Origin of the sequence: uncultured Methylobacterium sp. (assembly GCF_964251405.1) — a bacterium.
Taxonomy (GTDB): Bacteria; Pseudomonadota; Alphaproteobacteria; order Rhizobiales; family Beijerinckiaceae; genus Methylobacterium.
Window position 1 is genome coordinate 17114 of the sequence record NZ_CAXUJR010000044.1, and the last position, 9913, is coordinate 27026.

Annotated in this window: 11 protein-coding genes; 6 read left to right on the plus strand and 5 right to left on the minus strand. The window is 68.1% G+C overall.

All coding sequences use genetic code 11. The features are described 5' to 3' along the window. The 4 genes from ACFE7U_RS10055 to ACFE7U_RS10070 form a co-directional block, all read left to right on the plus strand. Positions 1-525 (plus strand): alpha/beta fold hydrolase (locus ACFE7U_RS10055; RefSeq protein ID WP_375409579.1); only part of this gene is annotated, 525 nt, incomplete at its 5' end. A gap of 144 nt (positions 526-669) precedes the next feature. Next, positions 670-2196 carry a phytoene desaturase gene (locus ACFE7U_RS10060; RefSeq protein WP_375409580.1) on the plus strand — a complete coding sequence of 509 codons (1527 nt, stop codon included), beginning with the start codon at positions 670-672 and terminating at the stop codon, positions 2194-2196. A 22-nt stretch (positions 2197-2218) separates the two neighbouring features. Continuing rightward, entirely contained in the window at positions 2219-3280 is a 1062-nt protein-coding gene (locus ACFE7U_RS10065) for a phytoene/squalene synthase family protein (protein ID WP_375409581.1), read from the plus strand. Between the two features lie 178 nt (positions 3281-3458). Further along, positions 3459-3623: a hypothetical protein gene (locus ACFE7U_RS10070; RefSeq protein ID WP_375409582.1), complete on the plus strand. Its 165-nt coding sequence runs from the start codon at positions 3459-3461 to the stop codon at positions 3621-3623. 16 nt (positions 3624-3639) lie between these two features. On the opposite strand, the gene ACFE7U_RS10075 is transcribed toward ACFE7U_RS10070, so the two are convergent. Further along, positions 3640-4851: an NADP-dependent isocitrate dehydrogenase gene (locus tag ACFE7U_RS10075; protein ID WP_375409583.1), complete on the minus strand. Its 1212-nt coding sequence runs from the start codon at positions 4849-4851 to the stop codon at positions 3640-3642. Between the two features lie 203 nt (positions 4852-5054). Here ACFE7U_RS10075 and ACFE7U_RS10080 point away from each other — a divergent pair, with 203 nt between their 5' ends. Together ACFE7U_RS10080 and ACFE7U_RS10085 are read left to right on the plus strand one after the other, a co-directional pair. Continuing rightward, on the plus strand, positions 5055-5603 hold the full coding sequence (locus ACFE7U_RS10080) for a formaldehyde-activating enzyme (protein ID WP_375409584.1): 549 nt from the start codon (positions 5055-5057) through the stop codon (positions 5601-5603). 17 nt (positions 5604-5620) lie between these two features. Continuing rightward, positions 5621-6388 carry an RNA methyltransferase gene (locus tag ACFE7U_RS10085; protein WP_375409585.1) on the plus strand — a complete coding sequence of 256 codons (768 nt, stop codon included), beginning with the start codon at positions 5621-5623 and terminating at the stop codon, positions 6386-6388. A 145-nt stretch (positions 6389-6533) separates the two neighbouring features. Here the strand turns inward: ACFE7U_RS10085 and ACFE7U_RS10090 are convergent, their stop codons facing one another. The 4 genes from ACFE7U_RS10090 to ACFE7U_RS10105 form a co-directional block, all read right to left on the minus strand. Next, a complete protein-coding gene (locus ACFE7U_RS10090; RefSeq protein WP_375409586.1) occupies positions 6534-7829 on the minus strand; it encodes an O-acetylhomoserine aminocarboxypropyltransferase/cysteine synthase family protein in 1296 nt (431 codons plus the stop codon). Between the two features lie 30 nt (positions 7830-7859). Continuing rightward, positions 7860-8246 (minus strand): response regulator, encoded by a 387-nt coding sequence (locus tag ACFE7U_RS10095; protein ID WP_375409587.1) that lies wholly within the window; start codon positions 8244-8246, stop codon positions 7860-7862. Positions 8247-8331: 85 nt separating this feature from the next. Next, positions 8332-8484: a hypothetical protein gene (locus ACFE7U_RS10100; RefSeq protein WP_375409588.1), complete on the minus strand. Its 153-nt coding sequence runs from the start codon at positions 8482-8484 to the stop codon at positions 8332-8334. Between the two features lie 70 nt (positions 8485-8554). Continuing rightward, the gene (locus tag ACFE7U_RS10105) at positions 8555-9835 is read right to left on the minus strand and encodes an O-acetylhomoserine aminocarboxypropyltransferase (RefSeq protein WP_375409589.1); all 1281 of its coding nucleotides are present in this window, start codon (positions 9833-9835) and stop codon (positions 8555-8557) included. Positions 9836-9913: the final 78 nt, after the last annotated feature.

Genomic DNA, 9913 nt, shown 5'->3' on the forward strand with positions numbered 1-9913 from the left:
GGCCTCGCCTCGGTGCTGTTCCCGAGTCTGGCCCGGATGCTGTTCCTCAACCCCGTCACCCCGAAGCTCTTCGCCTGGAGCGCCGATTCCGCGGCCGTGGAGCGCCTGATGCGGGGCACCGGCTCGGCGCTCGACGCGCAGGGGCTCGACCTCTATCGGCGCCTGTTCCGCTTCCCCGGCCACGTCGCCGGGACGCTCGGCATGATGGCGAACTGGGATCTCGCCGCCCTCGATCGCGACCTGCCGCGGCTCGCGGTGCCGACCCTGCTGATCGTCGGCGGCAGCGACAAGGCGATCTCGCCGGACACGGCGTTTCGCGTGCAGAAGCGCATTCCGAGTGCGCGCGTCGAACTCCTGCGCAACCTCGGTCACCTCGCGCATGAAGAAGCGCCGGAGAAGGTGGCGGGGGTGATCCTGAAGGCTGCGAGGGAGGCGGGGGTCATGGCAGGTCATGCCGGCGCCTCTCCTTCCCCGTCCAGGGAAGAGGTGGAGGTGAGTCCGCTCGCCTCCCACTCACCAAGCTGAACCACCCCCGCCCTCGGTCCGTCCCCGCTAGAGACAGGGAGATGGGCCCAGCCTTGCAAAGCGTAACGTCGTCACGCCAGCAGAAGACACATCACGTCAAATCGCCCCTTGCGTCAGAGAATTTGACACTGATAGTGTCAGCTTATGTTGACACTCGCCGACCTCCCAGCCACCGAGTTGCCGCCCTCAGGGCGGCCGCACGCCGTGGTGATCGGCAGCGGCTTCGGCGGGCTCGCCGCCGCGATCCGGCTCGGCGTGCGGGGCTACCGCGTCACCGTACTGGAGAGGCTCGAGCAGGCCGGCGGCCGCGCCAGGGTGCACCGGCAGGACGGCTTCACCTTCGACGCCGGCCCCACCATCGTGACGGCCCCGTTCCTGTTCGAGGAGCTGTGGCAGCTCTGCGGGCGGCGGATGGAGGACGACGTCACCCTGGTGCCCATGCTGCCGTTCTACCGCATCCGCTTCGACGACGGCGCCACCTTCGACTATAGCGGCGACCCTGTCGCCATGCGCGCCGAGGTGGCGCGGTTCTCGCCCGACGACGTCGCCGGCTACGAGCGTTTCATGGAGCGCTCCCGCGAGATCTGCGAGCTCGGCTTCGAGAAGCTCGGTCACGTCCCCTTCGGCTCGGTCACCGACATGCTGCGCATCGCCCCGGCCCTGCTGCGCCTGGGCGGCCATCGCAGCGTCTACGACGTCGTGGCCGGCTACATCCGCGACGAGCGCCTGCGCACGATCTTCAGCTTCCACCCGCTGCTGATCGGCGGCAGCCCGTTCCGGGCCAGCGCGATCTACTGCCTGATCGCCCATCTCGAACGGCGCTGGGGCGTCCACTTCGCCATGGGCGGGACCGGGCGGCTCGTCGACGGCCTCGTCGCGCTGATCCGGGGCCAGGGCGGCAGCCTGCGCTGCGGCGCCGACGTGGCGCAGATCCGGTTGGAGGCGGGCGCCGCCAAAGGGGTCGTCCTCACCGGAGGCGAGCGCATCGACGCCGACATCGTCGTCTCCAACGCCGATTCCGCCTTCACCTACCAGCACCTGCTGCCGCAGAAGCGTCGGCGCTGGAGCGCGGCGAAGCTGAAGAAGGCCCATTCCTCCATGGGTCTCTTCGTCTGGTACTTTGGAACGAACCGGAAGTATCCGGAGGTCGCCCACCACACCATCATGATGGGCCCGCGCTATCGGGGGCTGATCGACGACATCTTTCGCAGGAAGCATCTCGCGAAGGATTTCAGCCTCTACCTGCACCGGCCCTCCGGCACCGACCCGCTTCTCGCCCCGCCGGGCTGTGACGCCTTCTACGTGCTCTCGCCGGTGCCCAACCTCGACGGCGGCCAGGATTGGAGCGTCGAGGCAGAGCCGTATCGGCAGGCGATCGAACGCCATCTCGAAGCCACCGTGCTCCCAGGGCTGTCCGAGGCGCTGGTGACCTCGAAGATCACGACGCCGCAGGATTTCGCCAGCGACTTCCTCAGCGTGCGCGGCTCGGGCTTCGGCCTCGAGCCGGTACTGACGCAATCGGCGTGGTTCCGCCCTCACAACGCCTCCGAGAACGTCGCCAACCTCTACCTCGTCGGGGCAGGCACCCATCCGGGTGCCGGCCTGCCGGGGGTTCTCTCCTCTGCCCGGGTTCTCGATCGCGTGGTGCCGGATGCTCGTGTCTTTCCGTGACGAAACCGAGATCCGATCGGTGATGGCGGTCCGCCACGCCGACGCGGCCGACCACGCCGCCTGCCGCGAGGCGATCCGAACGGGGTCGCGCAGCTTCTATGCGGCCTCGGCACTGCTGCCGGCCTCCGTCCGGCGACCCGCCTACGGCCTCTACGCCTTCTGCCGTCTCTCCGACGACGCCGTCGATGACGTGGCGCCTCGGGATCGTGCCGCCGCGGTGGTCCGGCTCTCGAACAGGCTCGCGCGGATCTATGCCGGCCAGCCCATGGAGGGTGCAGCCGACCGGGCGTTGGCCGACATCGTCATGGATTACGCGATACCGCAGACCCTGCCGGCGGCTCTCATCGAGGGCTTGGCCTGGGACGCGCAGGGCCGGGGCTACGAGACGCTGTGCGACCTCACCGCCTATGCGGCCCGCGTCGCGGCGAGCGTCGGCGCCATGATGACGCTGATCATGGGGGTGCGCGATCCCCACGTGCTGGCGAGGGCCTGCGACCTCGGGCTCGCCATGCAGTTCACCAACATCGCCCGCGACGTCGGCGAGGATGCGCGGGCCGGCCGCCTCTACCTGCCCCTGGCCTGGCTCAGGGAAGCCGGCATCGATCCGGACGTTTTCCTGGCCGGCCCGGTGCTGACGCCGCCGCTCGAGGGCGTGATCGCCCGCCTCCTCGCGGTAGCCGACGGGCTCTATTCCCGTTCGGAAGCCGGGACGGGCGGGTTGCCCCTCGCGTGCCGCCCGGCGATCCGCGCCGCCCGCCTGATCTATGCCGAAATCGGTCGGGACATCGAACGTGCGGGCCACGATGCGATCGGCCGCCGCGCCAGGGTGCCGGGTCGACGCAAGGCCGTACTCATGGCCCGGGCGAGCCTCCCGCTCGGCAGCGATCTCCTGCTGGAGGAACCGGCCGTGCCCGAGATCGCCTTCCTGCTGGAGGCCGTCGCCGCTCAAGCGCCGGACGTCGCTCGCTCCCGCCCTGCTTGGTGGAACGTCCCAGGCCAGTTCGTGCGCGTCCTCGACCTCATCGAAGTGCTGCGGGAGCGCGAGGCCTTCACGAGCGAAGTGGGCTCCCCGGCAGCCCCATGAGCGACCGTATCCCATGAGGAATCGGGCATGACAGACCCGATCTTCGCGTTCTTCGATATCGGGCTGGTCTTCTCGATTCCCTCGGACTGGCGATCTGGCAGCTCGTGGTGCTCAAGCGCGGCATCCGGCGCGACCGGGAAGAGGCGCAGCGGCAGCGCGAGGCCGCGGACCCGCCGGCATGATCGCTTCCACCGCTCTGGAGCTCTTCGTCCTGGGGCTGGCGGTGTGGCAGTTGATCGTCGTGCGCCGGAGCATCCGGGCCGACCGGGAACGGGAAGCCGCCATGAAGGGCGGGAAGTCCCCTCCCCGCGAGGGGGAGGAGAGGCCCGCGCTTCATTCGTAAAGGGTCGCCTGTCCCCTCACGCCATCGCGGCCTTCAGGTGCTCGTCAACCTTGTCGAGGAAGCCGGTGGTCGAGAGCCACTTCTGGTCTGGGCCGACGAGGAGGGCGAGGTCCTTCGTCATGAAGCCCTTCTCCACCGTGTCGACGCAGACCGTCTCCAGGGTGGTGGCGAACGTGGCGAGCTCGGCATTGCCGTCGAGCTTGGCCCGGTGCGCGAGGCCGCGGCTCCAGGCGAAGATCGAGGCGATCGAGTTCGTCGAGGTCTCCTTGCCCTTCTGGTGCTCGCGGTAGTGGCGCGTCACCGTGCCGTGGGCGGCTTCGGCCTCGACGGTGCGGCCGTCGGGGGTAAGGAGCACCGAAGTCATCAGGCCGAGCGAGCCGAAGCCCTGCGCCACCGTGTCGGACTGCACGTCCCCGTCGTAGTTCTTGCAGGCCCAGACATAGCCGCCGGACCATTTCAGCGCCGAGGCGACCATGTCGTCGATCAGGCGGTGCTCGTAGGTGATGCCGAGCGCGGCAAAGCGCGACTTGAACTCGTCCTGGTAAACCTCCTCGAACAGGTCCTTGAAGCGCCCGTCATAGGCCTTGAGGATGGTGTTCTTGGTCGAGAGGTAGACCGGGTACTTGCGGTTGAGGCCGTAGTTCAGCGAGGCGCGGGCGAAGTCGCGGATCGAGTCGTCGAGGTTGTACATCGCCTGGGCGATACCGGCGCTTGGGAACTTGAACACCTCCCGCTCGATGACGGTGCCGTCTTCGCCCTCGAACTTGATGGTGAGCCGGCCCTTGCCCGGCACCTTGAAATCGGTCGCCTTGTACTGATCGCCGTAGGCGTGGCGCCCGACCACGATCGGCTGGGTCCAGCCCGGCACGAGGCGGGGCACGTTCTTGCAGATGATCGGCTCGCGGAAGATGACGCCGCCGAGGATGTTGCGGATTGTGCCGTTGGGCGACTTCCACATCTCCTTCAGGCCGAACTCCTTCACCCGCTGCTCGTCGGGGGTGATGGTGGCGCACTTCACGCCGACGCCGTGGCGCTTGATCGCCTCGGCGGCGTCGACCGTGACCTTGTCGGAGGTGGCGTCGCGGTGCTCGACGCCGAGATCGTAATAGTCGAGGTCGAGGTCGAGATAGGGGATGATCAGCTTGTCCTTGATCGCCGCCCAGATGATCCGGGTCATCTCGTCGCCATCGAGCTCGACGACCGGGTTCGCCACCTTGATCTTCGACATGAGCCTCTGAGCCTTTCTCGAACCGCGCGGCCGGGGAGGGCCGCACCCGCTTGGCGCGGTCATAGCGCGGTGCAACAGGACGCGAAAGGCGTGCCCGTGACAGATCGCGGGTTCCAACCCACGAGGGAATTCGCGCAAACCCCTGGACATCCGGGGCCGCGCCGGGAATGTGCGGCCTCGATCAAGTGATGAGGACGATACCCATGAGCGAACGCATCATCTTGCGCGCCGGAGAGGCGCTGGTGGCCGGCGGGCCGCCCAACACCGCGGCCGAGCCCGAGGTGATCATCGGCGAACTCGACGGGCCGGTCGGCACGGCGCTCGCCACCCTGACGGGTGACCAGGTTGTGGGCCACAGCCGCGTCTTCGCGCTCCTCAACACCGACATCATGGTTCGGCCGGTGACGCTGTGCGTCTCGAAGGTCAGCGTCGAGACGTCGAAATACACCTCCATCCTGATGGGCACGGTGCAGTTCGCCATCGCCAACGGCGTCCTCGACGCGGTGCGGGCGGGCTACATCCCCAAGGACAAGGCCAACGATCTCGGCATCATCTGCTCGGTCTGGCTCAGCCCAGGCGTGATCGAAGCCGAGACCGTCGACCACAAGGCGTTGTTCGACATCCAGCGCCGCGGCATGACGGAGGCGATCCGCAAGGCGATGGCGAACGAGCCGTCGATCGACTGGCTCCTCGAGAACCAGGACAAGATCGTGCACAAATACTACCAGATGGGCCTCGACGGTAAGATCTGAGGCGAGCGCACCCGCCGATGCCGGACCCATCGCAGGCGGGCGGGACGGACTCGCATCCCCCCGCAATCATCCTCGTCGCCCCCCAGCTCGCCGAGAACATCGGCATGGTCGCCCGTGCCATGGCCAATTTCGGGCTGACCGAACTGCGCCTCGTCGCCCCGAAGCATGGCTGGCCGATGAAGGGCGTGCGCGAGGCGGCCTCCGGGGCGGTCGCCGCCCTCGACGGGGCCAGGGTCTACCCGACGCTTCCCGAGGCCATCGCCGACCTGCATTACGTGCTCGCCACCACGGCGCGCGAGCGCGGACAGATGAAGCGGGTGATGCCCCCCGACGAGGCCATGCGCGAGGTCGCAGGGCGGAGCGGCCGAATGCCCGGTCAGCGGGTCGGCATCCTGTTCGGGCGCGAGAGGGTCGGGCTGTTGAACGAGGAGGTCTCGCTCGCCGACGCCGTCGTGACCTTCCCGGTCTCGCCGGACTTTCCCTCTCTCAACCTCGCCCAGGCGGTGCTGCTCGTCGGCTACGAATGGCGGCGCGCAGCGGGTCTGGCGCAGCTGCCCTTCTCGGGCGAGATGCTGTCTCCGCCGGCCACACGCGGGGCGCTGCTGTCGCTGTTCGCCAGCTTGGAGAACGCGCTGGAATCCGCCGGCTTCTATCCGCCGGAGAAGCGCGAGATCATCGCGCGCAACATGCGCGACATGCTCCACCGCATGAGCCTGACCGAGCAGGACGTGCGCACGTTCCGCGGCGCGTTGCGGGCTATGGTGAGACGACGAGAGGACGGTTGATGACACCGGCCCGTTCAGGCTCAGCGCGATTCCCTCCCCCTTGAGGGGAGGGTTAGGGTGGGGGTGGCTGGGTGACCCTCGGTCGAGGCCAGCGGAACCACCCCCACCTCCAACTCCTCCCCTCAAGGGGGAGGAGAGTCTCCTGTCACACCACCTTGGCGAGCGCCTGGTCGATGTCGGCGATCAGGTCCTCGACATTCTCGAGGCCGATGGAGAGGCGCACCGTTTCCGGCCCGACCTGCGCGAGCTTCTTGTCGGCATCGTTCAACTGCCGGTGGGTGGTCGTGGCCGGATGGATGGCCAGGGACTTGATCTCGCCGATGTTGACGAGGTGGGAGATCAGCTCCAGCGCCATGATGAACTTGACCGCCGCCGGCTCTCCGCCCTTGAGCGCGAAGGTGAAGATCGAGCCCGGCCCCTGCGGCGTGTAGCAGGCGGCCATCGACTCGCCCGGCTGGCCGGGCAGCGCCGGATAACTCACCCACTCCACCGCCGGATGGTCCTTGAGATGGGCGGCGACGATGCGGGCGTTCGAGCAGTGCCGTTCCATGCGTAAGGGAAGCGTCTCGATTCCCGTAAGCGTCAGGAAGGCGTTCATCGGCGAGAGGCCGGGGCCGAGGTCGCGCAGGCCGAACAGGCGGCAGGCGACGGCGAAGCTGATCTCGGGGAAGCGCTCGGTGATGACGAGGCCGTCGTAATCCGGCCAGGGCTCGGTGATGAGGTTGTAGCGCGAGCCCGCCGCCTTCCAGTCGAAGCGGCCGGCGTCGCAGATGATGCCGCCGATGGTCTGGCCCGAGCCGCCGAGGAACTTCGAGGTCGAGTGGACGACGATGTCGGCACCGTACTCGATCGGTCGGATCAGGGCCGGCGAGGCCAGAGTGTTGTCGACGACGAGCGGCAGGTTGTGGCGCTGAGCGACCTCGGCGATCCCGACGAGGTCCATCACCGTCGCGCAAGGGTTGACGATCGACTCGCAGACGATGGCTCGCGTCTCCGGCGTGATCTGGGCCTCGAAATCGGCGGGCGTCAGTCCCTTGGCGAATTGCGGTTTCAAATCATAGCGGCCGTCGAGGCGGCGCATCAGGCCGAGCGAGCCGCCGAACAGGCGCGGCGAGGCGACATAGGCGTCGCCGCTCTTCATCAGCGTCATCAGGACGAGGAGCACGGCCGACTGGCCCGAGGACACGGCCACCGCCGCCTTGGCGCCCTCCAGGGCCGCGACCCGGCGCTCCAGCGCCGCCACGGTCGGGTTCGAGCCGCGCGAATAGGAGAAGCCGGTGCGGCGCATCGCGAAGATGTCGGCCGCCTGCTCGGTGGAATCGAATACGAAGCCGTTCGTGAAGTAGATCGGCTGGACCCGCGCACCCGTCGAGGGATCGGGGGCGGCGCCGGCATGGACCGCCTGCGTCGCGAAACGGTGGGAACGGGTCTCGGTGGCCATGGGGCCTCCGTTTCGAGAAAGGCTAAGGGATCAGGCGGCACGCCGGGCGAAGGCCCGCAAGGTCCGCACCAGGGTGGCGGGCTCGTAGGGCTTCGGAATGAAGCGGGCGCCCTCGGGCATGTCGTTGGGACCGGGATGGCCCATGCCGGAGACGATCAGCACCGGGATCGACGGCCAGCGCCGGGCGACGAGCCGGGCGAGGGCGAAGCCGTCCATCGAGCCCTGCGGCATGTCCACGTCGGTCATGAGCGCGCCGACGTCGTCGCGGTCCTGAAGGACCTTGAGAGCTTTGTCCGCGTGGGACGCCTCCAGCACCCGGAACCCCGCATCGGAGAGGGTGTCGGCGGCTTCCATCAGAAGGAGGCCGTCGTCTTCGACGAGGAGCACGACGGGAAGGTCTGAGGATTCGTCTGTCATCAGGTCTCGGCTGGTCCGGGTATGACCGATGGCGGGGGCCTATTCCCCGATCCCGCCTGCGTCAAGAACGGGGCCGGGGGCCGGCTCAGACCCGACGGCGAGAGCGGACCGGCACCGGCTTCGGTTGCATGGCCGCCCGGCGAAGCAACGACAGGACGCCGAGAACGAGGAACACCGCCACCAGGGCGCCGAGGCCGAAGCCGTCCGGAAGCCCGTCCAATCCCGTCGAGAGCGTCATGTCCGTCTCCCAGTGATCGCCACATCCCCGTGATCGTCACGAGTGTGCGGACGGCATGGTTAACCGATCCTTAAGCCGAGAGCGCCGCGTCGAGATCCTCGATGAGGTCGGCCGGATCCTCGATGCCCACGGACAGGCGCACCACCTCGGGGCCGGCGCCGGCGGCGGTCTTCTGCGCGTCGGAGAGCTGACGGTGGGTGGTGGAAGCCGGGTGGATCACCAGCGAGCGCGTGTCGCCGATATTCGCGACATGCGAGAAGAGCTGAAGGTTGGCGACGAGCTTGACGCCGGCATCGTAGCCCCCCTCGAGGCCGAGGGTGAATACGGCGCCCGAACCCAGCGGCGTGTAGCGCTTGGCGAGCTGGTGGTACTTGTCGGTCTCCAAGCCCGGATAGCTCACCCAGGCCACGGCCGGGTGGGACTGGAGATGGGTCGCCACGACGAGTGCGTTGTCGCAATGGCGCTGCATCCGCAGGGGCAGGGTCTCGATGCCGTTGAGGATCAGGAAGGCGTTGAAGGGCGAGAGCGCCGGGCCGAGATCGCGCAGGCCGAGCACCCGGATCGCGATGGCGAAGCCGAAATTCCCGAAGGTCTCGGCCAGCACCATGCCCGAATATTCGGGGCGCGGCTTCGACAGCATCGGGTAGCGGTCGTCGCCGGCCCAGGGGAAGGTGCCGCCGTCGACCACGAGGCCGCCGATCGAGTTGCCGTGCCCCCCCAGAAACTTCGTCGCCGAATGCACGACGATGTCGGCGCCGTGCTCGAACGGGCGGATCAGGTACGGCGTCGCCATGGTGTTGTCGACGATGAGCGGGATGTTGTGGCGCCGGGCGATGACCGAGAGGGCGGCGATGTCGGTGATCACGCCACCGGGATTGGCGATCGACTCGCAGAAGATCGCCTTGGTGCGCGGAGTGATGGCGCGCTCGAACGAGGACGGATCGTCGGTGTCGGCCCAGACGACGGTCCAGCCGAAGTTCTTGTAGGAATGGTTGAACTGGTTGATCGAGCCGCCATAGAGCTTGTTGGCCGCGATGAACTCGTCGCCCGGCTGCATCAGGGCGTGCATGGTGAGGAACTCGGCGGCGTGGCCCGAGGCGACCGCCACCGCCGCGGTGCCGCCCTCGAGTGCCGCGATGCGCTCTTCCAGCACCGCATTGGTCGGGTTGGTGATGCGCGAGTAGATGTTGCCGAAGGCCTGCAGACCGAACAGCGAAGCCGCGTGGTCGACGTCGTCGAACACGAAGGACGTCGTCTGGTAGATCGGCGTCGCCCGCGCGCCGGTGGTCGCGTCGGGCGAGGCGCCGGCATGGATGGCCAGCGTATTGAAGCCAGGCAGGCGGTCGGTCATGGAATCCTCCTCGGGCGCCGGGCCGATGCGGAGCGGGACCCACCCGTTATCCGCTGAAACGAACGTTAGTTCTTTATG

Bases quoted from the DNA above. Each gene is read 5' to 3' on its own strand.
- ACFE7U_RS10100 (WP_375409588.1), bottom strand. From the start codon at position 8,484: ATGACGCTCTCGACGGGATTGGACGGGCTTCCGGACGGCTTCGGCCTC.
- ACFE7U_RS10095 (WP_375409587.1), bottom strand. From the start codon at position 8,246: ATGACAGACGAATCCTCAGACCTTCCCGTCGTGCTCCTCGTCGAAGAC.
- ACFE7U_RS10065 (WP_375409581.1), top strand. From the start codon at position 2,219: ATGGCGGTCCGCCACGCCGACGCGGCCGACCACGCCGCCTGCCGCGAG.
- ACFE7U_RS10090 (WP_375409586.1), bottom strand. From the start codon at position 7,829: ATGGCCACCGAGACCCGTTCCCACCGTTTCGCGACGCAGGCGGTCCAT.
- ACFE7U_RS10070 (WP_375409582.1), top strand. From the start codon at position 3,459: ATGATCGCTTCCACCGCTCTGGAGCTCTTCGTCCTGGGGCTGGCGGTG.
- ACFE7U_RS10060 (WP_375409580.1), top strand. From the start codon at position 670: ATGTTGACACTCGCCGACCTCCCAGCCACCGAGTTGCCGCCCTCAGGG.
- ACFE7U_RS10085 (WP_375409585.1), top strand. From the start codon at position 5,621: ATGCCGGACCCATCGCAGGCGGGCGGGACGGACTCGCATCCCCCCGCA.
- ACFE7U_RS10105 (WP_375409589.1), bottom strand. From the start codon at position 9,835: ATGACCGACCGCCTGCCTGGCTTCAATACGCTGGCCATCCATGCCGGC.
- ACFE7U_RS10080 (WP_375409584.1), top strand. From the start codon at position 5,055: ATGAGCGAACGCATCATCTTGCGCGCCGGAGAGGCGCTGGTGGCCGGC.
- ACFE7U_RS10075 (WP_375409583.1), bottom strand. From the start codon at position 4,851: ATGTCGAAGATCAAGGTGGCGAACCCGGTCGTCGAGCTCGATGGCGAC.